Annotated in this window: 24 protein-coding genes and 1 pseudogene; 15 read left to right on the top strand and 10 right to left on the bottom strand. The window is 64.3% G+C overall.

Translation table 11 applies throughout. The annotated features are described in order from the left end of the window. From Q1A85_RS20025 to Q1A85_RS20010, 4 genes and pseudogenes are all read right to left on the bottom strand, one after another. Positions 1-335: transposase (locus Q1A85_RS20025; protein WP_299693853.1), on the bottom strand; the 335-nt coding region annotated here is incomplete at its 3' end. Between the two features lie 96 nt (positions 336-431). Then, a pseudogene (locus Q1A85_RS20020) lies at positions 432-1,087 on the bottom strand (IS3 family transposase); the annotation flags it as partial. 111 nt (positions 1,088-1,198) lie between these two features. Then, complete coding sequence (locus Q1A85_RS20015) at positions 1,199-4,237, bottom strand: FG-GAP-like repeat-containing protein (protein ID WP_299693850.1); 3,039 nt, start codon at positions 4,235-4,237, stop codon at positions 1,199-1,201. A 36-nt stretch (positions 4,238-4,273) separates the two neighbouring features. Next, complete coding sequence (locus tag Q1A85_RS20010) at positions 4,274-5,161, bottom strand: hypothetical protein (protein WP_299693847.1); 888 nt, start codon at positions 5,159-5,161, stop codon at positions 4,274-4,276. An 82-nt stretch (positions 5,162-5,243) separates the two neighbouring features. Here Q1A85_RS20010 and Q1A85_RS20005 point away from each other — a divergent pair, with 82 nt between their 5' ends. Then, positions 5,244-6,152 carry a hypothetical protein gene (locus Q1A85_RS20005; RefSeq protein WP_299693844.1) on the top strand — a complete coding sequence of 303 codons (909 nt, stop codon included), beginning with the start codon at positions 5,244-5,246 and terminating at the stop codon, positions 6,150-6,152. 59 nt (positions 6,153-6,211) lie between these two features. Here the strand turns inward: Q1A85_RS20005 and Q1A85_RS20000 are convergent, their stop codons facing one another. From Q1A85_RS20000 to Q1A85_RS19980, 5 genes are all read right to left on the bottom strand, one after another. Then, the gene (locus Q1A85_RS20000; protein ID WP_299693841.1) at positions 6,212-7,171 is read right to left on the bottom strand and encodes a hypothetical protein; all 960 of its coding nucleotides are present in this window, start codon (positions 7,169-7,171) and stop codon (positions 6,212-6,214) included. Between the two features lie 51 nt (positions 7,172-7,222). Continuing rightward, positions 7,223-7,642 (bottom strand): hypothetical protein, encoded by a 420-nt coding sequence (locus tag Q1A85_RS19995; RefSeq protein ID WP_299693838.1) that lies wholly within the window; start codon positions 7,640-7,642, stop codon positions 7,223-7,225. A 155-nt stretch (positions 7,643-7,797) separates the two neighbouring features. Continuing rightward, positions 7,798-8,919 (bottom strand): SEL1-like repeat protein, encoded by a 1,122-nt coding sequence (locus Q1A85_RS19990; RefSeq protein WP_299693836.1) that lies wholly within the window; start codon positions 8,917-8,919, stop codon positions 7,798-7,800. Further along, positions 8,916-10,430, bottom strand: coding sequence for an SEL1-like repeat protein (locus Q1A85_RS19985; RefSeq protein WP_299693834.1), 1,515 nt, complete (start codon positions 10,428-10,430; stop codon positions 8,916-8,918). The genes Q1A85_RS19990 and Q1A85_RS19985 overlap by 4 nt, the downstream gene beginning before the upstream one ends. Positions 10,431-10,494: 64 nt before the next feature. Next, positions 10,495-11,217 (bottom strand): A24 family peptidase, encoded by a 723-nt coding sequence (locus Q1A85_RS19980; RefSeq protein WP_299693831.1) that lies wholly within the window; start codon positions 11,215-11,217, stop codon positions 10,495-10,497. Positions 11,218-11,326: 109 nt separating this feature from the next. Between Q1A85_RS19980 and gspG the strand changes: the two genes are divergently transcribed. From gspG to gspM, 7 genes are read left to right on the top strand one after another with little or no spacing between them, the layout of a single operon-like run. After that, positions 11,327-11,776 carry a type II secretion system major pseudopilin GspG gene (gene gspG / locus Q1A85_RS19975; protein WP_299693828.1) on the top strand — a complete coding sequence of 150 codons (450 nt, stop codon included), beginning with the start codon at positions 11,327-11,329 and terminating at the stop codon, positions 11,774-11,776. Further along, entirely contained in the window at positions 11,761-12,204 is a 444-nt protein-coding gene (locus Q1A85_RS19970) for a prepilin-type N-terminal cleavage/methylation domain-containing protein (RefSeq protein WP_299693825.1), read from the top strand. The genes gspG and Q1A85_RS19970 overlap by 16 nt, the downstream gene beginning before the upstream one ends. After that, entirely contained in the window at positions 12,192-12,554 is a 363-nt protein-coding gene (locus Q1A85_RS19965) for a prepilin-type N-terminal cleavage/methylation domain-containing protein (protein WP_299693822.1), read from the top strand. Before Q1A85_RS19970 ends, Q1A85_RS19965 begins: the two co-directional genes overlap by 13 nt. Then, the gene (locus Q1A85_RS19960) at positions 12,551-13,204 is read left to right on the top strand and encodes a type II secretion system protein GspJ (protein ID WP_299693819.1); all 654 of its coding nucleotides are present in this window, start codon (positions 12,551-12,553) and stop codon (positions 13,202-13,204) included. The genes Q1A85_RS19965 and Q1A85_RS19960 overlap by 4 nt, the downstream gene beginning before the upstream one ends. Further along, on the top strand, positions 13,201-14,112 hold the full coding sequence (gspK, locus tag Q1A85_RS19955) for a type II secretion system minor pseudopilin GspK (RefSeq protein WP_299693816.1): 912 nt from the start codon (positions 13,201-13,203) through the stop codon (positions 14,110-14,112). Before Q1A85_RS19960 ends, gspK begins: the two co-directional genes overlap by 4 nt. 56 nt (positions 14,113-14,168) lie before the next feature. Further along, a complete protein-coding gene (gspL, locus tag Q1A85_RS19950) occupies positions 14,169-15,350 on the top strand; it encodes a type II secretion system protein GspL (RefSeq protein WP_299693814.1) in 1,182 nt (393 codons plus the stop codon). Continuing rightward, positions 15,347-15,829 carry a type II secretion system protein GspM gene (gspM, locus tag Q1A85_RS19945; protein ID WP_299693812.1) on the top strand — a complete coding sequence of 161 codons (483 nt, stop codon included), beginning with the start codon at positions 15,347-15,349 and terminating at the stop codon, positions 15,827-15,829. The genes gspL and gspM overlap by 4 nt, the downstream gene beginning before the upstream one ends. Before the next feature lie 29 nt (positions 15,830-15,858). Here the strand turns inward: gspM and Q1A85_RS19940 are convergent, their stop codons facing one another. Next, positions 15,859-16,344, bottom strand: coding sequence for a hypothetical protein (locus tag Q1A85_RS19940; protein ID WP_299693810.1), 486 nt, complete (start codon positions 16,342-16,344; stop codon positions 15,859-15,861). A gap of 130 nt (positions 16,345-16,474) precedes the next feature. On the opposite strand from Q1A85_RS19940, the gene Q1A85_RS19935 reads away from it, so the two are divergent. The 7 genes from Q1A85_RS19935 (at position 16,475) to Q1A85_RS19905 (ending at position 24,252) form a co-directional block, all read left to right on the top strand. Then, the gene (locus Q1A85_RS19935; protein WP_299693808.1) at positions 16,475-16,957 is read left to right on the top strand and encodes a hypothetical protein; all 483 of its coding nucleotides are present in this window, start codon (positions 16,475-16,477) and stop codon (positions 16,955-16,957) included. Positions 16,958-17,162: 205 nt separating this feature from the next. Then, positions 17,163-19,055: a secretin N-terminal domain-containing protein gene (locus tag Q1A85_RS19930; protein ID WP_299693806.1), complete on the top strand. Its 1,893-nt coding sequence runs from the start codon at positions 17,163-17,165 to the stop codon at positions 19,053-19,055. Then, positions 18,994-20,517: a GspE/PulE family protein gene (locus Q1A85_RS19925; protein WP_299693804.1), complete on the top strand. Its 1,524-nt coding sequence runs from the start codon at positions 18,994-18,996 to the stop codon at positions 20,515-20,517. The genes Q1A85_RS19930 and Q1A85_RS19925 overlap by 62 nt, the downstream gene beginning before the upstream one ends. Further along, positions 20,514-21,713 carry a type II secretion system F family protein gene (locus Q1A85_RS19920; RefSeq protein WP_299693802.1) on the top strand — a complete coding sequence of 400 codons (1,200 nt, stop codon included), beginning with the start codon at positions 20,514-20,516 and terminating at the stop codon, positions 21,711-21,713. The genes Q1A85_RS19925 and Q1A85_RS19920 overlap by 4 nt, the downstream gene beginning before the upstream one ends. A 101-nt stretch (positions 21,714-21,814) precedes the next feature. Next, positions 21,815-22,408 carry a hypothetical protein gene (locus Q1A85_RS19915; protein ID WP_299693799.1) on the top strand — a complete coding sequence of 198 codons (594 nt, stop codon included), beginning with the start codon at positions 21,815-21,817 and terminating at the stop codon, positions 22,406-22,408. 3 nt (positions 22,409-22,411) lie between these two features. Then, complete coding sequence (locus tag Q1A85_RS19910) at positions 22,412-22,786, top strand: pYEATS domain-containing protein (RefSeq protein ID WP_299693796.1); 375 nt, start codon at positions 22,412-22,414, stop codon at positions 22,784-22,786. 140 nt (positions 22,787-22,926) lie between these two features. Continuing rightward, on the top strand, positions 22,927-24,252 hold the full coding sequence (locus tag Q1A85_RS19905; RefSeq protein WP_299693615.1) for an ISNCY family transposase: 1,326 nt from the start codon (positions 22,927-22,929) through the stop codon (positions 24,250-24,252). Positions 24,253-24,263 lie beyond the last annotated feature (11 nt).

Here is a 24,263-nt window from a genome sequence, read left to right as displayed (position 1 = left end):
TCGTCGTCTCGGGTTGTGCTGAGATAGAACCAGCCCCAGCCGATCACTTTGAGATAGGTGAAGTCGGTTTGCCAGAGTTGGTTGATCCCAGTCGTCTTGTGCTGGAACTCATCGGCAGCCAGACGCTTCTTGCCCGCTTCCATGAAATCTTTCGACCACTTGTAGTAAAGGCCCTGGGAGATGCCCTCGCGACGGCACAACTCTGCGATGCTATCTTCACCACGCAGCCCATCCAGAACGATCCTGATCTTCTCTTCGCTGGAATTTTGCTTGCGGGTTGCGCGCTTAATATCTTTGACGATCTTCTCGCCAGGGCTCTTCGTTGTCTTTCTCATCGTCCACTCCTTGGTGGTTAGGATGAGCAACACACCCTCGCTTATCAAATCAACCTAGTTGGACCCATAGGCGCTGACGTCAGACAGACGGCAATGCACGATGTCGTAGGACCAAACATGATCACGGTGTTCAGGCCGCAACCGAACGCACGACCATCATTGAGCCAGAGCCGCCCTTTCTTTGGTTGTTTCATTGGCACCTTCAGCCCCTCTCGCAGCCGTAAACGTTCCACGCGCTTGTCATTCACATGCCAGCCAGCGTCTCTCAGTAGTGCCGCGATCCGCCGATAGCCGTAACCGCCATACTGCCGGGTCAGTTGGATCATATCGGCCACCAATCGTTCTTCATCGACACAGCCCACGGGCACTTTGCGTTGCGTGGATCGGTGTTGCCCCAGAACGCGACATGCGCGGCGTTCCGACACATTCAGTTCGCTACGCACACGCTCAATGCAGGCACGCGACGAGCGGGGCTTAGAAGTTTCCCTTTGCTGCTTCGGCCAGGATGAGCTTATCCAAAGTTAGATCAGATACGGCCTTTCTCAGTCGTTCGTTTTCTTTCTGTAGCCGTTTCAGTTCCTTCCATTGATCCGTGCCCATTCCGCGGTATTTCTTCTTCCAACAACAAAAGTTTGCTCAGTCACTCCGATCTGCCGGATCGCATCCAGACGCGGCATTCCTTGCCCCGTCAGGACCTCAACTTGCCGTAACTTCGTGACAATCTCTTCGGGCTTCGGGCGCTTGTTTGCCATGGTCTTCCTCCGTTTTCCTAAACCATAGCGGAGGACCATTTCACTGGGGGAAGACCTTAGCGCCTGTGCTTTTCCCAATGGATGAAGAAAAACAGGCTCTAACAGGTCGAGTTAGGGTCTGTTTCGGACAATCCGGTAATGCATACCGGGCCGAAACGGCCCTGCAAGTTCGGTGCTTTCGCCCCCCGCCCACGCAATCCGCAAGGTCTGACCGATAGAATCGCCCAGACCGAAATGCACCTGCGGCGCGTCGTAAGACATGAACCCGCCACCCAACTGCACCTCGCGCGACCGCGCGACACCGGCATCATCTGTCAGCGTCAGCACCGCGCCGACCCCGTCGCGGTTGCCGACCATATCGGTGAGCGAGAACACCACGCCTTGGGTCTGCGTCCCGTTGCGGAACAGGGTGATGGGGCCGTTGACCGGGTGTGTGATCAGATCAAGGTCGCCGTCGCCATCCATGTCGAACCGTGTCGCGGCGGCAGTCATCAAATAGTCCTCAAGCCCGAAGGGACCGGAGGCCTCAACAAAACCACTGCCCTGATGGTGAAAAAACAGGTTGGACGGCGACACTTCGTTCGGGACCCACGTGCCGTTGACAATATAGACGTCCTGAAGGCCATCATTGTCGAAATCGGCAATCTTGGTGTCCCAGCTCCAGCCGCCAACGTCCAAGCCCCGGCGGTCCGCCGTATCGTCATATGGCCCCGGCCCTTCGAGCAGAACATTAGAGCGCAGGATTTGCCGATGCGTCACCTCGATCTCGGCGGCGGTGGGCTGGCGCGCCGGTTTGAAATGCAGGTCGCAATAGGCGCGCGGGATCGGTTGGTTCACCGGGATCAGGGCACAAACGTCAGGATCGCGGCGCTGGATGGCCAGATCTTTGACCAGCATGGCGCGGCATTCCTCGGCCTGCCGTCCGGACAGGGTCTGGCAACGGCTGGCATAGGTGGCATCAAAGCTGTTGCCCGACCGATACCAAGATTTGATCCCCATATTCTCGGCGCAGGTGGTGCGGGCCTGCGCATCCTGGATCCCGTCGCAATACTGGCGCAGGGGCTGCATCTTGAGCGTATCGGACACGCCGGAGGACCGGCCCGCGATCTGGGCAAGGTAGATTTCCGGGCTGCCGTCATTCATCAGGTCAGCGGTTTTGACAGCCATGGTCGTGGTGGTGGTGTGCGGGATCAGACCGTCCTGCGCGGTCAGCATGGTGAGACCGCCCGCACCATCGCCGCGATAGAAATAGTCGGGGATGTCAAAATCGTTGCCGACGATCAGGTCGGTGTGCCCGTCCCGGTCAAAATCGCTGAACAGGATACTGAGCGTCTCGCCCGGAATGCCGGGCATGTCGGCAAAGACCTTGCCGGACAGTTGGCCGTTGTCGTTCAGGATCAGACGGTTACGGGATTCCTCACCCGGAATGCGGCGATACCAGCCCGCGGCCCAATTGCCCACGGCCATGTCCAGATCGGCATCACCATCCACATCGGCAAAGCTGAGCGCCATGGCAAGCGGGGCGTCTGCGCGGTTGGCGATGGGCCGAAGCGCGCTGGCGTCAAAGCGGCCCTGCACGTTGGGCAGCAGGTACATGCCCTGCAGATACGTCGCGAACATAAGATCAAGCCAGCCGTCATTGTCCACATCCACCAAAACGGCATGAAACACCGGCATATCGGCGAGGGGGCCAATGTCGACAGCGACCCGCGTGAACTGACCCCCGCCGTCATTGGCATAGAGGTAGAGGCCGACTTCGGTCGAAGCGATGGCAAGGTCGATGTCGCCGTCGCGGTCATAGTCGCCGCTGCTGAGGCTACGCCCTTCCCAAAAGGGGGGCCACATGTCGCGCATGGTGAATTCGACCGGTTTGTCGATGCCGACCGCGCTGGCCTCCAGCCGTTCGAACACTGTGGCGCTCGCGGGCGAGGGCGGGGCGAGCCGGGTTTCGGTGACGGTCACGGCGTCAAGCGTGCTGGCCTGCGCGGACCACAGCGGGGCAGGGCGGTCAGCGCCCAAGAGCATCTTTAGCGCGCGGTCCGATTGCCACGTGTAGTAGCGCTGCGCCCCCAGCCCGCCAACAAGGCCAAGGACAACCACCGCCACCCCCATCAGCCACGCCGCGCGCCGCCCCACCGATTGCCAGATAATGAAGAACGAGTAGACCGAGAACGTGCCCAGCGTGAACAGCAACGCCAGCACGTAGCCATGGGCGAGACCGGCCGCCAGCAAGGCACCGGTCACCACCACGTCAAAGGCGATGGGCACGGGCAGGAACACCCCAATCACGCACACGGCCACCAGCACCAAGAGAGAGAAGGGCAGGCCGGTCAGCAGTTCCGCCGGGAGCAGCGTGGCGACGATCGCCCCCAGCGCTCCGGCCAGCAGCATCAGCGGCACGGTCATTTTCACGATGTACCACAGGTTCGCCGCAAAGGATTTCAGCACGGCCCACAGCGCACCGGGCACACCGACACCAGCACCGGGCACGGGGGCGGGCAGGGGGCAGGTGATCTGGTCTTCGGCCAGTTCGACCTGTGGCAGAACGCGGCAGATGAGGGGCACAACAACAAGGATCATCACCACGCTCAGCGCAATCTTGGCCGCGGCGATGTAAAAGGGGAGGATGGAAAACGCCATGGTCAGCACCACGACATTCAGCGTGGGCGAGGCGATCATGGCGGCCAGCGTCGTTTCCGCCCGCAGCCCCGCAGAATACATGCCCCGCGCGATGGGGGCCGCACAGTTCACGCACACCCCCAAGGGCGTGCCGATCACCATCCCGAGCGCCGCGTTGGGCAGCGACCCGACAAAGCTGCGGCGGCGCAGATAGGGCGTCAGCGTCAGGAACGCGGCGGCAAAGAGAATGCCAAAGGTCATCCCCTTTTTGTTGGTGTCGATCCAGTTGACGGTGCTCCAGAACATGCGTTGGGGCAGGGACATTTCAGGGGTGAGGGGGACCAGCGCCTCGAAGCTCAGGGAATCCTCAAGCTGGATCGCGCCGGACATCATCGCCTTTTCATCAAGCGCGGGATAGCGCGAGCCGGTCCAGAACAGCACGGCAATCCCCCCGATCAACGTCAGGGCCAGCAGAAAATGAATGCGGTTTTGCGGCAAAACAAGCGACATATTGGGCAAAGCATCGCCCATGGCCGCACCATGGACAAGCACCGTTTGCGCTTGTTTTCAGGTGACTTGCGCCTTGAACGCCGCAATCTGGGCCGCGCTTAGGGGAAAGACCGGATGGACCGACGGCACGAGTGCCGCCACCACATGCGGTTCGAGGTCAAATTTCGCCTCTGCCCGGCTGTCTCCGGCTTGTGACAACAGGGTGTGCCCAGACCCGCTGACCTGTTGCAGCGCCGCCTTCCATGCGAGCCGACGCGGTTCGGGGAGGCGAAACGCGTTGACCTGCCGCATCAGGGCGATGACCCAAGGCGCGGGGGTGATGTTCTGGCTTTGATCGGGGCAATGTGCCAGCCACGGCAGACCAAGGCATTGCGCCAGCGCGGCCTGCCAGTTGTCCTCGAGCCGCGCCGTGACCACCTGCGCCGCACCAAAGCCCGCGTGCAGGTCCTGCGCCAGCCGGTCGTGGTCGCACAATTGGCGGACGCGCTCGAGCCGGGCAAACGCCTCGAGCGTGGTGGGGGTCGCGTAGAAAGACACCGCGCGGATGGCCGGATTGATGACGGCCTGTGCGTAGTAGGACCGCGTCCACGCGTCGGGGTCGCGCAGGATCATAAACAGGGTCACATCCCAATGCGCCACCATCTCGCGGAAGCGGGCCAGCGCCGCCGGGTCGAAATCGTAGAAGTGATTGGTCAGCCCTTCGGTGCTGAGCATCACGGTGTCGGCGCTGCTGTCTGCCAGCAGCGGCGCCAGCGGGTTCAGGTCACCGGACATCAGAGCAGGCACAAGGGCCTGATGCTTGGGCACGACCACGTCGGCACCGAGCGCGGGATAGTCCACACCGTCCGCCCGTGCCCGCGCGCTCTGATTGTGCATGAGCCATTGCAGACTGGATGATGCGGCCTTGGGCAGACCCACATGCAGCACCAGACGACGCTTTTTCATGGCGTTCCCCTCGTTTTCATCTTAGACCGCGTGCCCATCGGACCCTTGGTGCGACAGAATTTGCGGCAATGGAACCCGGTCAATGCCAATTACCCTGACAACCGTTGTCGACGATCATCCCCGGTTCTGGTGCGAATTTGTCCTGTGGCTGCTGTGTGCAAACGCCCGGACCGCCATGGCCAAGCGGGTCTATTTCACCTGCACGCCGCCTGCCGGGCTGGTGGCGTTTGCCAATGCACGGGGCTGTGACATCCGCCGGGCCGACCGGCTGATCGCGGCATCGCCCCATTGCAACAAGCTGATCCCGTTTCTGGACCCGACCGCGCCGGGCGACCAGATTGTGACGGATTCGGATGTGTTCCTGACCGGGGACCTGCAACCGTTCCTTCGACCCGACCGGGTGCGGCTGCCGCCAAACAACCATGGCAACCCGCCGCTGGCCATTTTCCGCGAGGTGTTCGCCGCCGCTGGCCTGCGCCCGCCCGAACCGGGTGTGGCTCTGTTCACCCGCGTGGACGGCCAGCGCGAGACCTTTGGGGGCAATGTGTCGGCGGGTGTGATTGCAATCCCCGCCGCGCATCGCGACCTTGCGCATGTCTGGCACAAATGGGCGCTCTGGCTCGTGGAGCGGACAGAGATGCTGGGCCGGTTTGCGGTACATGTGGATCAGGTGTCCTTTGCGCTGGCCATGCAGGAGACGGACGTGCGGTTCCAGTTTCTGCCGCCGCAGGCCAACGCGGTGCTGCAAATCCTGCCCGAGATCACCGACCTCCATGCCTTGCACCTGACCAGCGGTCACATTCCGCAGTATCCGCAATGGTTTGCCGCCGATGGCACCCTGAAGGCCGACGCAATCAACCCCGCGCTGGCCGATCCGATTGCGCGCTACAATCTGTGTGTGCGCGAGGCGAACACCGTGATCGCGACGATCCCCGAACTGGCCGCCTTTGCGGAGAATTTCCTGAACCCCGCCTATCGGCGCGACGGGTAGGCACACATAAAAACGGGCGCCCGAAAGCACCCGTTCAGCCCGTGCATCTGTCGCAGGGATCAATCGTTGGCGATGGTCCGAACGGTGCCACCGGGGAACACGACCTTGAGGTCGCCATCGGCGCTGTCCACGTAAATCTGGGCAAAGCCGACTTCGGCACCGGGGGCCGTGATGCCGTCTGCCACGCCCAACAGGCCCGACACCCGCAGATGACCGTCGGAGTTCAGGCGAAACTGGTTCACGCCGAGACCGTCATAGGTGATGCGGAATTCGTTCTGGTTGGTGTTGAAGTTCAGCCGCAGCGGGTTGGGGGCCGTTGACGCGCCCGACGTAAACCGGATCGCCACCGCGCCCGAGGCGCGTTCGATATTCAGGGCGTCGTCGGGGGTGTTGGTGCCCAGACCGATGTCATTGTCCGACGCGATATACAGCGCGTTGGTGTCTGCGCCCGGCTGAATCCGCAACGGCAGCTGGCTGCCATTGGTGACGTCACGGACAAAGAAGTTCGCCTCGTTCGAGACGATGTCAAAGGTCTGCGGCGTAAAGCCGGAAGAGCCGTCCTGTTCAAGCCGCAGGGTCGGGCTGTCGCCGTCGACCACGTGCATATTGACGACCGGCGTCAGGGTGCCCATGCCGATGTCACCGCTGTCTTCTACGACAAGCGCATGGGCCGGGGCCCCGGCTTCGACGCGGAAGGGAATGCGGCCCGCGTCGCTATCTTCGACCGCAAAGTAGTTGGCCCCGCCATTGCCGGTCTCGTTGAACACGATCCGCCAGTCATTGGTCGGGAAACTTGCGCTGTTGGATGTGTCATTGGCGTGGATGCGCAGGTTGTTTTCCTTGAGCCGCAGCGTATCAAAGCCAAAGCTTTCGCCGTTCACACAGTCGTTGCCGACACAGGCAGAGAACTGAACGATCAGGTCATCCGCGATCACATTGTCGGCCAGTGCAGGCAGGGCCGCAGCACCCAGCGTCGCGGTTGCACAGGTGGCAAGCCAGCGGTGTGTTGTCTTCTTCATATCCTTGTCCTTCTGATATTCGAGGCTGCCGGTTTGCCCGGTCTCACGCCTTCATTCTTCCTTGAGGTCTTTGGGTGTCACGATGACCCCGCGCGACACGGTGAAATGCCCGTTCAGCAGAAAGGGCACCGCCAGTTCCGAGCGCGCGGCGTCCCCGCGCCCGTTGTTGATCGGGTTCTTGATCTTTTCGGTCTTGTCCGTGGCTGCGCGCAGCTCGTAGCGGTAAACGCCGTCCAGCACCTGCGCCCCCACCAGTTTGAACACCGGTGTGCCGCTGCGTGCTTCGATTGTTTCCAGCGTACCGTCAGGATAGCTGATCACCATGGAGGCGTTGCGCAGCCCGGTCCAGTTTTCGAACCAGACAGCGTTGGAATTGTGTTGCTGAACGGGTTGCGGTGTGTCCGATGCAAGCGCGGCACCGCTGGTGTGGATCGCAACACAGAGGGTTGCGGCAATAAGCGAACGAAACATGTTCCCGACCTTCTATTTCTTTTCAAATCAATTCGGGCTGACGTTCCGGGACGCAAACCCACTCAAATCAAAGTAACACTCAAAATGCGCTTACAACGCTAGCACAATTTCGCGGATGACCAAAAGAAATACTGTATTGCAGGGGAAATCCGACATTACTGCGTGTATGTGTGCGCCCGGCGCTGCGCTTCGTTGACCTGATCGACGGTCAACCGGGATGCGGTGGCATCCAGTGCCGCGCCCGCCTCTGCCACGCCTGCGACCTGTGCCAGCAATAGCCACTGATGGCCCAGCACATAGTCCTGCGGAACCCCGATCCCACGCATATAAAGCAGTCCGAGGTTGAACATTGATGGCCCGTGCCCCTGATGCGCCGTGCGCTGCAACAGGCGGGCCGCGTCAGTGCGATTGGCAAGGTCACTGCCCGCATCGGTCAGCACCAGCCACGCCCATTGGAACTGCGCCACCGGGTCGCCCGTCTGGACCAGTGCCACTAGGGCCGCTGCCTCCACCTCTAGCGTCAGCGGAACAAGTCGCGGATCATAGACATAGTCGGGCGGGCGCGCCGTTCCCTGCCCGGCGGCCCGATAAAGCTCTGCGGCGCGCGCCTCGTCCAGCGGCACGCCAAACCCGTTTTCATACAGCACGGCAAGGTTGGTCATCGCCTGCGCAAGGCCCTGTTCTGCGGCTTGGGCAAAGAGGTCAGCGGCACGGGCATAATCCTGCGGCACGCCGTTGGCGCGCACATATAAAAGCCCAAGATTGTTCAATGCGCGGGGATGACCGTTCGCGGCGGGCCCGTCATAAAGGCTGCGGGCGCGGTCGTAATCCTGCGCGACGCCCCGCCCCTGCTGATACAGGACGCCAAGGTTGACCGCCGCATCGGCCAGCCCCGCCTGCGCCGCCGTGGCATAGAGCGTCGCGGCGCGGGGCGTGGTGGCCGGGTCCGTCTCGAGCACCTGTGCCAGATCAAAGACGAAATTCGGCTCACCGGTGTCTGCTGCCACTTCGAGCCAGCGCAGCGCCTGCGCCCGGTCCCGCGCCACTCCCAGACCTTCGAAATGGTACCGGCCCAGCATGTTCGCCGCCGGGGCATACCCCTGCTCAGCGGCGGCGCGGATATGCCCTGCTGCCGCGCGGTAGTCCTGCAACACACCATCGCCGCTGTGATGCGCCATGCCTTGGGCGAAGCGGTCGGCACCGGTGTCCTGTGCCAGCGGCGCGGTCGCCTGCGCGACCAGCAGCACAGCGGCAATAGCCACACGGCGCGCCGTCATTCGGACACCGTGGGCACCGGTGGTTGTGTCCGGGCCGCTTCGAAGAACGCCCGCGTGACGCTTTGGGCGGCGGCAATATCATCGGGGGTCATCAGATCGGTGATCGTATCGCGCATCTGTGTGGCCCGTATGTGCCCGCTGGCGGCGGCGATGTTCAGCCAGCCATGTGCGGCCACATAATCGACATCGCCAAAGAGACCGGTTGTGTACGCCTCACCGAGCCGGAACTGCGACGGGACATGGCCGCGATCCGCTGCCGCCTGCAACAGCGGGCGGGCCGTGACGGCACCGTCCGGTTGGGTCAGCAACCATGCGCCAAGCCCGGCCTGTGCCGGGCGCACCCCTTCGGCGGCGCGTGCGACCAGCCAGTCGCGGGCCCGCGCCTCACCATCCGCCTGCAACCGGGCCAGCACCCATGGCACCGCGTCATGCGGCGGCACCCGTGGCTTTGTCGCACCGTCAAGGATCAGCGCGCCAAGGCGCCGCGCCGCCGCGTCCGATCCCTGATCTACAGCGAGCCGGTAATGTTGCAGGGCCGTCGCCATGTCCGGCGCGGACGCGGTGCCGTCCTCGTAGGCGCGGGCCAGCGCGAGGCTAGACCGGGCAAAGCCGTTGTCAGAGGCCAGCGTCAGCAATTCCACCGCCTGTTCCGGTGCCGATGGCAGGACGGTGCCTTGCAGGTAGCCCATGCCCAGATTGTGCAGCGCCACCAGATCGCGGCCCTGCACGGCACGGCGCAGCCACGCCTCGGCCTGCACGCCGTCCGGCGCTTGTCCCTCCGCACCGGTCAGATACAGCGTGCCAAGCGCGCGCTGCGACGGCACGTGGCCGTCTGTGGCGGCGTCGGTGAATAGCGCGATGACCTGCGCAATGGGGCCGCCCTGCGCCTGCACCTCGCGGGCGAGTGCGAATTGCGCGTCGGGCACCCCGGCATTGGCCGCTTCGGTCAGCCAGCGCGCGGCCTGTGCCAGATCGGGGGGCGTGGCGTCCGCCAGGTGCTTGCTCAGCTCGAATTGCGCAGGCCCATAGCCGTCCTCTGCCGCCGCCTGCATCCATGTCAGCGCGCTTGCAGCGTCCTGCGGCACGCCCACCCCATCGCGGGTCAGGATGCCAAGGTAGTATTTCGCCTCCGCCACGCCGCGCGCGGCTGCATGATGAAAATAGCGCGCGGCGCGTTCGGGGTCGCGGGTGGGTCCGGCTGTCAGATGTACACGGCCCAGATAGGTGACCGCGCCCAACTGCCCGGCATCGGCTGCGGCACGCAGCAGGCGCAACCCTTCGACCGGATCCGCCGCGCCCCCCAACCCTTCGAGCAGCATACGACCATAGCGGAACTGCGCCTGCGGTGAGGGCGCGTCCGAGATCAGACTGGCCAGCCCGGCGCGGGCGGTGTCGTGATCTCCGGCGGCAAAGGCCGCTTCGATCTGGTCCATGGTCATGGGTTGAGACCGCGCGGCGAGCGGTACATGGGCCAGGCTCAGGGCGATCAGACAGGCAATCAGGCGGTGCATCAATTTCACATCTGCAATGGCATCGTGGCCACTTGAGCCGCTCCGCCTGCAAATTGCAATCCGGTCACACCACGCCCCACAGCCACAGGCCCGCCGCACTGGCACAAAGCGCCGTGCCAAAGGGCAGGGGGGTCCGCCCGCTCAACCTTTGCGGGCTGCGGTGCATCACAAGCGCGCCCGCCAGCGCCAGCAGCGCCGCACCCAGCACCAGATGCGGCAGCAGCGCAACACCCGTCAACGCCCCCAGTCCCGCCATCAGCTTGACGTCACCAAGGCCCAGCCCCTCGCGCCCGCGCGCGCGGGCATAGACGTGGCGCAGGGCGAAAAAGGCGGCCATGCCAGCTGCACCGCCCCACAGCGCCGCCCCAAGGTCCGGTGCCCGCAGCAGCACAACACCCGCCAGCGCTGCAGTCAGCACGTCGGGCAGCCGGAACATCGCCAGATCGCAAGCCGCCAGCGCAAGCAAAAGCCACAGCATCACCGCCGTCAGCAGCACATAGGCTGGCGCACCGCCCGCCAGCACGGCCAGCAACCCAAGCCCTGCGGCCAGTATTTCGAGATAGAGAAGATGCGGGGCAATTGGCGCGCCGCAGTGTCTGCATCGCCCCCGCGCCAGCGCAAAGGACAGCACCGGGATCAGGTCGCGCCAGCGCAGGCGCGTGCCGCAACTGCCGCAGGCCGACGGGTCGACAACCACGTCACGCCCCAGCGGCAGACGGTCCACCAGCACCCCGACAAAGGAGCCGACAAAAGGGCCAAGCGCGAGGACAAAGAAAGTGACAGCCATTGCGCCGCGACCCTACGCGCTGAGCCGAAAAAGGCAAAGCGATACACAGGCATAGACAATGCGCAGCAGGCTCGTATCATGCGTCCCGAAGGGTCAGGGAGAGCAGAAAATGCAGCACCACACGCGCCACGGGAACAAGGCGGATGCCGGGTTTTCGCTGTTGGAGTTGATGGTTGTTGTGGTGATCCTGTCGATCCTCGCGCTGGTCATTGTGCCACGGGTGATCGACCGGCCCGATCAGGCCCGCGCGGCGCGCGCCCAATCTGACATCGCGGCGATTGCGAACGCGGTACAGCTCTACCGGTTGGACAATTTCCGCTATCCCACGACCGAACAGGGCCTTGAGGCGCTGCGCACGGCCCCGACGACTGATCCGGTGCCGACGAACTGGGCGCAGGCGGGCTATATCGACCGGTTGCCGATTGACCCGTGGGGCCAGCCCTACCAGTACCTCTTTCCCGGCGTGCATGGCGATTTCGACGTGTTCACCTTTGGCGCGGACGGGGTGGCGGGCGGCACCGGCGCCGACGCGGATATCGGCTCGTGGACCGACAGCTGACCCATGCGCGTGACGCGGGCGTCAGCCTGATTGAACTGGTGGTTGTGGTCGCGGTGCTGGCAGTGTTCGCCGTGGGCATTTCGCTGGTTCCGGCGGGGTCCGGCGGCGGCGGGGCAGACAAGGACGCGGCCCGGTTCCAAGCGCGCATGGCGGCGCTGTCGGACCGGGCGGTGCAGGGGCGCGCGGTGCTGGGCCTGCGGATCACTGCGCGGGACATGCAGCCGGTCGAACGGGGCACCGGCGGCTGGCGCGACATCGGTCCGGCAGAGCTTTGGGGTGGACCGGTCACGGTGCAGGTGACCCGTGGCCTTGGTGACGCGCCGGACATCCTGCTGTTGCCAAACGGGCGCGCCAGCGCGTTTGCCATCACCTTTGGCCGTCGCACCTGTCGCGGCGCTGGCTGGGGGCCACCGCAATGCGACCCATAACGCGGGACCGTGGCCTGACGCTGGTGGAACTGGCGATTGCCATTCTTGTGCTGTCCATCGGCACAATCGCGGCGATGCGCGGACTGGACCACGCCACACGCACCGCTGCCGGGGCAGAGGCGCGGGCGCTGGCGCAAATTGCCGTGCGCAACCGGGCCGAGGAGTTGCGGCTGCTGGGGCCGGACGCCAGCCTGCCCGAGACCGTGACACTGGACGGGCGCGCGGTCACGCTGGACGAGGACCGGACTGTCACGGCAGGCGGATTGGTCCGCCTGACCCTCACTGCCCGCGTGCCGGGCGCGGCGGGCGCGCAACTGGTTGTGTATCTCGACCCCGGGCCGCGGGGATGACCACACGCGGCATCACCCTGATCGAACTGGTCGCCGCGATGGCCATTTTCGCTCTTGTCGCGATCATGGGACTGCAAAGCCTGAGCGGGACGCTCCGCGCCCGCGATGCGCTGAGCAGCGCTCACCAAGATGTCACCGCGCTGACCCGTCCCGTGGCCCTGTTGCGCAACGACCTGTCGGCGCTTGTGCCGCTGTTGTTCCACGGGCCGGGCGATGCGCCGCCTCGGTCGTCCTTGTGGCACAGCAGGGACGGCACCACGCTGGCCCTGTCGCTGGCCGGGCAGGTCGATCTGGACACGCGCGGCACCTTGCGGATGAACACGCTGCAACGGGCTGTGTGGCGTTTGGATGGCGATACGCGCACCCTTTACCGTGGCGGCTGGCGCGCGCTGACCCCGGCCAATGCCGACGCGCAAATGCCGGAGGTCGCCGTGATGTCCGGGATCGCCGGGCTGCGGGTGCGCAGTTACTGGCCCCGTCAGGGCTGGCAACCGGGTGTCAGCCCGTCGGACCCGATTGAACCACAGGGCGGGGACAGCGATGCAAGCACGGGGCTGGTGATGCTCAAGGATACGCTGCCGGATGCGATCGAAGTCACGCTGATCCTAGAAAATGGCGGCGAAATCCCGGTTCTGGAGACGTTGCAATGAGGCGGGCAGGGCAGGCGGGGTTCGTGCTGGTGAACGCCCTCGTTCTGGTGGCCGCCATGGCTGCCGCCGCCGTCTTTGTGCTGGCGCAGGCCGAGACGGGGCGCGCGCAACTGGCCGCATCGCAGGACGCCGATCAGCTCGCCGCCTATCTTGATGCGTTTGAATCCCACGCCATGGTTGCGCTGACCCGGGACAGCATCAATGTGGATCACCCGTCGGATTTATGGGCCGGTGCCGCGACCCCATTTGCGCTGGATCGGGGGACCGTCACCGGGCATGTCACCGACGCCGCTGGCCGGTTCAACATCAACTGGCTGGCCAACCCTGCCGACACCGCCGCCCATGCGGCCTTTGCCCGGTTGGCCCGCGATATCGGGCTGCGGCAGGGGATCACCAAGGATCTCTTGGATGCTCTGTCCTTTGCACCCGCTGCGCCGGACGGGTATCGCCGGTTGGACCCGCCGCTGCGCCCGCCCGGTGGCGCGCTGACGCTACAGCGGCAGCTGGACGACATTCCCGCACTCACCCCCGAAGACCGCGCGCGGCTGATCCCCTACATCGCCATTCTGCCCGGCGACAGCCAGCTGAATATCAACACGGCGCCCGTTGCCGTGGTGGCAAGCTTTTTCCCCGATGCCGCGACATCCGATATCGCCGGCGCGCTGGCCGCACGGCAGGTTGCACCGATCCTGTCAGTGAACAGCTTTTTCGAAGCGGTGGAGCTTGCCCAGGGCACTGGCTTGGGGGACGGTTTCGACAGGGGCCGCTTTGCGGTGAACACATGGTGGTTCTCAGTTGATATCCGCGCCGCGCTGGGTCCGCGCAGTGCCGTGCGCACCCTGCTGCTCGAACGTCGCGGAGAGAGCCGCAGGCCGCTGGTGCGCTGGCGCGTCACGCAATTCCGCTAGGCCGTTGATCTTGGGTCGTGATCTCGGCACTGTGGCCATCTGAGAGGGGCATCGGTATGGCGCAATCGCGCGCAGGACAGGACGGGCCGTTTGACCGCCGCTTTGTGCGGTTGGGCGATGCGGCGCGCGCGCGGTCAAAGCAGATCGCGCTTGTGCCCGGCGCTGCTGTGCCGACCCTCGCGCTGGACCTGCCTGCCGGTGTTGCGGGGCACGCGCGCGAACAGATCGCGCGACGCCAGTTGCAGGACAGGATGGGCCTCACGGCCAAGGCCGTCGACATGCGCCCGCTGACCCATGCGGGGGCAGGCGGGTGGCAGACGGCGCTGATCTCGGACCCCGGTCAGGTCGCCGGGTGGCGGTCGCAGGCCGGGCAGGTGCGGGGCCTGTTGCCCGACTATCTGGCGCTGCCGACCAGTGTCGGGCTTTGGACCATCGCGCGCAGTGGCGACAGCATCTGTGTCCGCTTTGGTCCCGAAGACGGGTTCAGTGCGCCTGCCCCGCTGGCGCTGGCGCAGATCGGCGCGCGCCTACAGGACGCGGCGGCCCGTCCCAAGGTCATATTACAGCTTGGCCCACCGCTCGACACGTTGGCCGAACGGGCCCGGACGCATGATATCCCTGTGGTGTCCAAACCGGGCGACGTCGCGAGGGCAGGCGGTATCGCGGCCCCCAAAGTGCTGGGCTTTGGCGAGATGACCTGCGACCTGATGCGCGACCCGGCGCTGACCCGCACCCGGCTGCGCCGGACGATCCGCGCATGGGCATTGCCCGTTGTGCTGGGCGCGCTCACGGCGGGCCTTTGGGTCGCTGCGGACACCGTCGAAACACAAAGCCTCATCGAAGAGCGGCGCAGCATCGCCCAAGCCACCGAGGGCATCGTGCGCGCCCGATTTGTGCCCGAAGGCCCGATCCTCGACGTGCGCGCGCAGGTGAGCCAAGCCATGGAGCGCATGACCGCAGCCGCATCGCCGTCACAACCGACCGAGACGGCGCTTGACCTCTTTGCCCGCGCCAGCCCGGTGTTACAGGCCAGCGGCAGCGTTCTTGAACAGGTCTCGAGCGCTGATGGCCTGCGGCTCGACCTTGAGGTGCAGGTCGCGGATTTTGCGGCGGCCGATGCGCTGCAGGACGCGCTGGCCGCAGGCGAGATGCAGGTAACATTGGTCGAGGCGCGCGTGACCGAACAGGGTGGCGGCGTGCGCGCGGCCTTGCAGTTGCGCAGCGAGGCCCGCGAATGAATGCGCTGGTCGATATGCTGGCGGCGCGCACCGGGCGCGAGCGGATGCTGTTGGCCGCCCTTGTGGTGCTGGGCCTGCCCGCGCTGATTTATGTGGCTGTGCTGGAACCGGCATGGTCCGCCCGTGCCGATGCCCTGCGCGCCCGTGACGAAGCACTGGCCCTGAACGCATGGGTCGCCGCCCGCGCCGCCGAAGCACCGGCCCTGACGCCACAGGTGGTGCGCACCGCCCCCGCGCCCATCGGTTCGACCGGTATCGAGGAAACATTGATCGCGGCACAGTTGCGCGGAGACGTCTCAGACCTCGGGCTGCGCGAAAATGGTGTGATCGAACTGCGCTTTGACTCCGTGACGTTTACGCGGCTGGCAAATTGGCTGTCAGAGGAGGCCCCGCACTGGGGGTATGCGCTTGGCACGTTCCGCATCCTTGCAACGGACGCGCCGGGCAAGGTGTCGGCCACGCTGGTGCTGACACCATAGGGTCAGGACCACCGGGGGTTTTTTGACTGCTAGAGCCCGCGCAACCGGACGGCGATGCTTGCGCGGCGGGCGGCCAATGCGCCAAGCGGGTCCAGATCGGGATGATTGTCCACAACCGTTTTCATTGCGGCATCGGCCTGACGCAGGAACGACGCCCCTTTGGCCCGGTCCCCTGCGGCCAGCGCGGCCAGACCCAATTCGTGATCCGCCGTCGCCTGTACTGCCAATGCGGCGGCCTTGTCCGGGCCGTCCAGCGTCGTGGCCAGCCTGCGTGCCTGTTGCGATGCGGCGGCAAACTGGTTGTCCCGAAGATAGCTGTGCGCCAACTCAAGGCGGACCCGCGCGGCAAGCGGTCCGGCTTGTTCCAACAGGCGCGTGTAGCCGCCGATGGCCCGCGCATACCGCCCCGACTCAAGCGCGGTGCGGGCGGCGTTATACTGTGACTGGAAGGACGACGGGCCCAATCCGCCTTCGGGTCCGCACCCGAAAACCACCATGACGAGAATTCCGGCCATTCCTGCCCGGATTTGGTGTGAAACCTGCATCTGCCTGCTCGATTTTTATCGTTTTTAGCACGGCATACCTACCATGATGCCGCCAATTCGTCCACAATTGTCGTGGGTATGTAGGGGGATAGCGGCAATTATGCGGCTGGTTGCGTTTCTTTTGACACTTGTTGCGTTGGTGGGCGCCGGCGTTGCTGGCGAACGCGCGCTGCGCATCTGGTCAGATGACAACCTGCCTGCTGCCGCCGTGACGGCGCGCGCGACCGACGCCGCGACATCCGCCGAACCCACCCCGCCGCTTGCTGCGACGCAGTGGCCCGCGCTGTTTGGCGAGTTGCAGCCGCCTGCGCCACCGGCCCCGCCCGCACCGGAACCCGTGGCCGAACCGCAGCCGCCAAAACCCCCCGCGCCACCGCTCGATTCCTTGGGCTTTGCGCTCAAGGGCGTGGTGCGTGCCGGTGACGCTGTCTGGGGCCTTGTTTCACATCCCACGGGCGAGCGGATTCTGCGGGTGGGCGACGAGATGGCACACGGCTTTACGGTGCACCGGATCGACGAACAGGGCCTGTGGCTCGACAATGGCGGCGACACACCTGTGCTGATGGGGTTCCCCGAAGGCTGAGCCATGGCGTGCAGGCCACAGATCGCAGCTTTCCCTGCCATTTTACATGCGCGGTGCGCGCATTTGGTCTATGCTGCACGCAATTGAGCAAAACACGCCCAAAAATCACTGGCATCCATGACCGGGGCAGGGCGTCGAGGCAGAGAGCGGTATGACCCATTTCCCCCTTCTGAGGGCCCTTTGCGTGGTCCTGTGTCTGGTCGTTATGTCCCTTCCGGGTGCGGTGCGCGCCCAAGGCGAGGTTGAACTGCAACTGCGCGACGCCGACCTGCGCAGCTTTGTCGAGATTGTGGCGGAGGCGTCAGGCCGCAGCTTTGTGCTTGATCCCGGTGTGCGGGGCACGGTGACGGTGCTGGCGCCCGAACCGCTAAGCTCGGATGAGCTGTACGAGGTGTTCCTCACCGTGCTGGAACTGAACCGCCTGACCCTGATCGAAAGCGGCGCCATCGCCCGAGTTGTGCCAATGAATGTCGCGCGCGAACAAACAAGCGGGCCGGTGGACATCACCCGAGCGGGCTATGAGACCCGCGTGATCGAAGTCCGCAACACCCCCGTGGCCGAAATCATCGAAGTGATCCGCCCGTTGCTGCCCGCCGAGGCGGTGCTGACGGCAGTGCCCCGGTCGCGCCTGATCCTGCTGTCGGACCGCGCCGCCAACATAAACCGGATCGAGGCGCTTGTCGCCCGTCTGGACCAGCCACAGGAACAGCCCATCGAGTTGATCCGCCTGCGCAATGCCAATGCCGCCGAAGTCCTGCAAGTGATCGAGGCGATGGGGATTGTGCCGGAAAGTGCCGCCGTCTCGGTGGATCGCCGGTCAAACGCCATCGTCGTTTCGGGCGATGACGACCTGCGCCGCCAGTTGCGCGTGCTGGCCGGACGGCTCGACACGCAACGCGACAGTGTGGTGTCCCACGCGGTCGAACTGAACTATGCCGATGCCGCGACCCTTGCGGACGTGGTGCTGCGCGCGATCCAGTCGGATGACCAGCAGCCGGGTGCCGTGCAGGCGCGCATCGTGGCTGACACCCAGACCAACGCCCTGCTGATCACCGCGTCCGAGGATGACCTGCACAATATCGTCAACATGATCCACTTTCTTGATCGCCGCCCCACACAGGTGCTCGTCGAGGCGGTGATATTCGAAATGTCTGTCGAAGGGTTCTCGGACCTGTCGGCACAGTTTGGCGCGGTGCTCAACAGCGCTGTTGTTGGCGGGGTGGAATTCAGCCTCGAAGGGCGTCCCAGCCTGTCGAGCCTTGTGTCGTCGGTCCTTGACAGCGACAGCACGCCGAGCGCCGGGAACGGCGGCTTTGTTGGTGGTGCTGCGGGCGATGCCGACGCGGGCATCGCGGGCCTGTTGACGGCGATTGCGTCCACAAACTCCACGCGCCTGTTGTCCACCCCGTCGATCATGACCCTCAACAACGAAGAGGCAGAGATCGTCGTGGCGCAGAACGTGCCTTTTGTCACCGGATCGTTCAGCCAAGTGGGCGAAAGCAACCAGCCCGACAACCCGTTCCAGACGATTGAGCGGCGCGATGTCGGTCTCACGCTGAACGTGACCCCGCAAATCAACGCCGACCGCACCGTGCGGATGGAGATCGAACAGGAAGTCTCAAGCCTCACCGCCGCAAGCGCCAATTCCGGGGGCGAGATCACGGCGCGGCGCGCGCTGTCCACCACTGTGCTGGTGCGCGATGGCAACGTGATCATGCTGGGCGGTCTGCTTGAGGATGGGTCGGGGTCCGTGTCGCAACGGGTGCCGGGGATTTCCAAACTGCCCATCGTGGGCGGACTGTTCCGGGGCAAAAACGCCTCGGAAAATCAGCGCGTGCTGCTGGTCCTGCTGCGCCCGCGTGTGGTGAAATCCGACGCCGAGGCCAAGAAGCTGACCCGCCAACTGGCGCGCAAGGCCAAGACGGCAAGCCTTGCCATCACGCCACCGGATGATGGACAGTATCCACGCACGCCGCAAGGCACGCTGCCCTTTGACGGGGCGGACCTGAACCAACCTTTTGACGCCGGATTCGTGGATGACGTCGCCCAAAGCCGAAACCTCCCCCCGCTCCCCAGCCGCATCCGCTTTGGCGGCTGAGGGCCCTGCGCGGTTTCCCTACAGCTTTGCCCGCGATGCACAGGTGATCTGGGACGGGCCGCGGCTGATCCTTGGGCCTGCACCCACCGCCAACGGAATGCGCGAAGGGCAGCGCCGCGCGCTGCTGGCCGGGCACCCGGATGTGGTGATCGAACGGATGGATGCCGCCGCCTTTGATGCAGCCATGACCCGCACCTACGAAGACGGCGCGGCAGAGGTGGCGACAGGCGACGGCGTGCTGTTCGATCTGGAAACGACCACCGGCCCCACACGCCAGCGCGATCTGCTTGAGGCTGATGACGACGCCCCGGTGATCCAACTGGTCAACCAGCTTTTGCGGCAGGCGGTCACCTCCGGCGCGTCGGACCTGCATATCGAACCCTACGAGGGCGGCCTGCGGGCCCGGATGCGTGTGGACGGCTTTCTGCAAAAGATCATGGACCGCAGCGACGTGCCCACCCGCCGCGTGGTGTCGCGGCTCAAGGTGATGGCGGGTCTCGACATCGCCGAAACCCGGCTGCCGCAGGACGGGCGCATCCCGCTGTCGCTGGGTGGACGCATGATCGACACGCGCGTCAGTTCGTTGCCCGGACATTATGGTGAGCGGATCGTGTTGCGGATCCTCGACCGATCCTCGGGGCTGATGGCGCTGTCCGATCTGGGTCTCAGCGCAACGCAAGTGTCATTGCTCACCCGTCTGTCCACCCTGCCCAACGGCATTATCCTTGCCACCGGACCCACGGGGGCGGGCAAGACCACCACGCTCTATTCCCTTCTGCAACTGGCCAACCGCGATGAACGCAACATCGTCACGGTCGAGGACCCGATTGAATACGACCTGCCGGGTGTCAGCCAAAGCCAGATCAACGCTGAAATCGGTATGACCTTTGCCAACGGCCTGCGCGCCACGCTGCGGCAAGACCCCGATGTGATCCTCGTGGGCGAGGTGCGCGACGGTGAAACCGCCAGCGTAGCGGCGCAGGCGGCCCTGACCGGTCACCTCGTATTTTCTTCTCTCCACGCCAATGGCTCTGTGGGTGCGGTGGTGCGCCTGCGCGATCTTGGCCTCGACAATTTTCTGATTGCGGCCACCCTGCGCGGCGTCATCGCGCAGCGGCTGCTGCGCCGCCTGTGTGCCGACTGCGCCGAGGCGCACCCGCCCACCCCCGCCGAAGCGGCCCATTTCCAGCGGCACAACCTCACCGTGCCGGACACGGTTCGCGACGCGCGCGGCTGCGCGGCCTGTGGCGGGTCAGGCTATGCGGGCCGTATCGGTATCTTTGAGATGATTGAGGTCGGCGAGGCCCTGCGCGCTGCCATTGACGCAGGGGCGAGCGAGGCGGAAATGCGCGCGCAGGCGATGACCGAGGCCGAGACGCTGTTTGGTCAGGGCCTGCAAGAGGTCGCCGCCGGGCGCACCAGCCTGACCGAAATCCTGCGCGTCGTGGGTGATGTGGCATGAGGGCTTTCGCCTATGTCGCCTTTACCGCCGACGGGGCCAAACGCACCGGCTCTGTCGTGGCCGAGACGGAGACGGCAGCAGCCGATCAGCTACAGGCGCAAGGGCTCTACGTGTCCGACCTGACGGCCAAGGCCACGCCTCGTGCGTGGCTGCCTGCCCGCGCCCTGCTCAGCCCCGACCTACAGGCGGTCTTCACCCGCCAGATGGCGGTTTTGCTGGGCGCGGACATGCCGGTCGAAGCGGCGCTGGAGGCTGTGCGCCAAGGTGGTCACCGCGCGTTGGAAACCGCCGCCGCGCGCGCCCGTGCGCAGCTGATGGACGGTGCCAGCCTGTCCGAAAGCCTTGCGACCAGCAATGCGGGTTTTCCGGCCTACTGCATCGCTTCGATCGAGGCGGGCGAGCGGGCCGGGGACCTTGGCGGCGTTTTCTCGGAACTCGCGGACTTTCTCGAACGGCAGGGAGAGGACAAGGCGGTCATCGGCACCGCCCTGATCTATCCGGCCTTTGTCGCGGCGGTGTCGCTGCTGGTCTGCGGTATCCTGATGGTCAACGTCGCCCCCGAGATTGTGCGCATGTTCGCGCTGTCTGACCGGCCATTGCCGCAGATCACGCAAGTGGTCCTTGCCGCGTCGAACTGGATACAGGCCAACATGCTGGCCCTTTGCATCGCAGCCGCCGCGCTTGTGACCCTCGCCATTGCCTCTGGCATCGTGCCGTCCTTGCGGGCCATGCGTGCGCGCATCGGGCTGCGCCTGCCGCTGGTGGGCCGCTTCATGCGTCTGGGCGCGGCAGTGCAATACCTGCGGACGCTCGCGCTGGTGCTGGCCAGCCGCAACACTGTCCCCAACGCGGTGGACAGCGCCGCCGGTGTGCTGACCGTGGCCGCGTTCCAGCGGGGCGGGGCCGACGTGCGCGCGGCCCTCACCCGGGGCGAAAGTCTGGGGCAGGCGCTGCAACATCTGCCAATCATCCCGCCCGTCGCGCATCAACTCATTCAGGCGGGTGAGGCGTCGGCCCGCCTTGCGCCTATGACCGACCGGGCCGCGCAAATGGTCGAACACGGGCTGGTCACCGAACGCAAACGCATCGCCGCCGTGCTGGAGCCGGTCCTGATGATGGTTGTGGGGGCGATGGTGCTGGTCATCGTTCTGGCTGTTCTCCTGCCGATCTTTGACCTTCAGGCCGTGGTGGGCTGAGCGGGCCGCTTTGATCTTTTTGCAATAAGACGTTGCGCACGCATTCCGAGTGGCCCAAAATTCCCGCAATATCCTCTGATCCATATCTTTTGAGCACGATTATGTCTGCTGCAGATTTCGAAGACTTCCGCGACCGTTGTGTCGAGGCGTGGGCCATTGCAGAACTGGGCCGTTCCAAGCTGGAACCCCGCAAAGACGGCTATGCGTATTTCGGTGTGTCGTTGGGGATACTCGTTGGTGTCCTCGGCGCAATCGGAACGCCGGACGCCTCGCAGTTCATGGCCAACCTCATTCACGTCCCGGTGCGCGAGTTCGCAACTGCCGTCGGCATCGCCATCGCGATCATGGGCATCGTCCTGTCGACCATAGATCCACGCCAGAAATCCGCCAAGGCCAAGGAGGCATCAATCCTGCTAGGCACCAAGCAGCGCGCGCTGGAAACCCTTGTGGACGAAGTGCGCCAACGCACCGTGCGGGGCACCGATTACGAAACCTACCGTGCCGTATGGGACAAGACCAACGAAGTGCTGGACCAGCACGACGTGCCCGGCGCCGGGCGGCTGGAGGCGGCACAGACCTACGCTGCCAATTGCAGGTTCCGGGATGAAACATGGCGCGGGCAGTATATCGGCGACGACAGCCCCACCACCGAAGAGGCGGACACCTCCATGCGTGCAATCGGACAGGAGGGCTGAACCATGGCACTCAGACTGAAAAACAGCCTGATCAAGGACCGCGCAGGCCGCACCAAATACAAGGTCCTGCGCGCCGGGGGCAAACGCCATTTTCACGTGGGTGTCTGGCTGGATGCGGATAATCCGCGGGAATTGGAAGCGATCGCGGGGGTGAAATACAGACTGCACCACACCTTCGCCAATGCCGAACGCCAGTCCCGCAACCGCGGCAACGACTTTTCCATCACGTTCTGGACATGGGGCGCGTTCGAAATCCGTGCCCGCGCGCTTTATGCGGACGGGACCGAAGCCGATATCACGCCATATACACTACAGTTTTCAGACGATGATTTCGCCGATCTCATCGACGTCTCACGTGACGCAAACGAGGCCGGGTGAAATTTGCCCACAAATTGCGGCGTACTTTAACATAACTAACCTTAAACGGAGTATTACCTGTAGCCGCAAAGCGATAATGTCACCCATGAGCAATTCAGGAATGTCACTCTGCCCTCAAAAATTACTGAGGGTGAGCAGACATGGGATGGGTAATTATGAGCGAGCGCGAGTTGAACCGCGTGGAGGTTTTGGCGCAGGTCGATGATGGTCGGCTGACGGTCGATACTGCGGCGAACATGTTGTGCCTGACACGGCGACAGATTTTCCGACTGTTGAAGCGGTATTGTCAGGATGGCGCATCGGCGATCCGGCACAAAGCGCGTGGCAAACCTCCGAACAATCGCATTCACCATGCCAAACGCGACTATGCGCTCAGCCTCATCAAGGAGCGCTACGCCGACTTCGGGCCGACCTTGGCGGCTGAGATGCTGGCCGAGCATCACGGCTTCAAAGTCTCGCGCGAGACGGTTCGTAAGTGGATGCAGGAAGATGGCATCTGGCTCTCTCGCAAACAACGCCGCACGTCCCACCAGCCGCGTTTGCGCCGGGAATGCTTCGGCGCGCTGATCCAGATTGACGGATCAGACCACCGTTGGTTCGAGGATCGGGGCGATCCTTGCACCCTGCTCGTCTTCATCGACGATGCCACCAGCACGTTGATGGAGCTGCGCTTCGTCACGTCCGAGAGCACGTTCAGCTATTTCGAGGCAGTGGAAAGCTATCTGCTGAAGCATGGACGCCCTGTTGCTTTCTACAGTGACAAGCACACAGTGTTCCGAGTTCCAAAACCCAATGAACATATGACGGGCATGACCCAATTCGGGCGTGCTCTCGCGGAGCTGAACATTGAGATCATCTGTGCGAACAGCTCTCAGGCCAAAGGCCGTGTTGAACGGGCCAACCGGACACTGCAAGATCGGTTGGTCAAAGAGCTGCGCATCGCAGGCATCTCAAACATGGAAGACGGCAACGCTTTCCTTGCGGGCTTCGTCAAACGCTACAACGCCAAGTTCGCAAAGGCCCCGGTAAAGACAGACAATCTGCATCGTGCTTTGAACATTGAGCCGGATCGGCTGGCGGAAGTATTCTGTCTGCGCGATAAACGCTATGTCACTAAGGATTTGACGCTCACGTACGACCGCAAGCGCATACGGCTGGAGGTTAACGATCTGACGCGCGGTCTCGCCGGTAAATACGTGGATGTTTATGAGATGCCGGACGGGCGCATCCAAGTCCGCGCCAAAGGCGTCGCCCTGCCCTGCAGCATCTTCGATCCACATCAGCAGCGGGTGACCCATGCGGCGATCACAGAGAACAAGCACCTAAGCGCCGTTCTGGCCCACATCAAGGAAGAACAGGAGAAGGCCACACCGCCGCCAAAGGTCAAACCCGAGAGTGCGAGGAACGGCTACAAGAAGACCGGACGCCGACCCAGAGGACGCCCGTCAAAGATGGAAGCGTACTAACAGCGCAGACG

The organism is uncultured Tateyamaria sp., assembly GCF_947503385.1.
Lineage (GTDB): Bacteria > Pseudomonadota > Alphaproteobacteria > Rhodobacterales > Rhodobacteraceae > Tateyamaria.
This window is presented reverse-complemented; position numbering and strand designations above follow the sequence as displayed.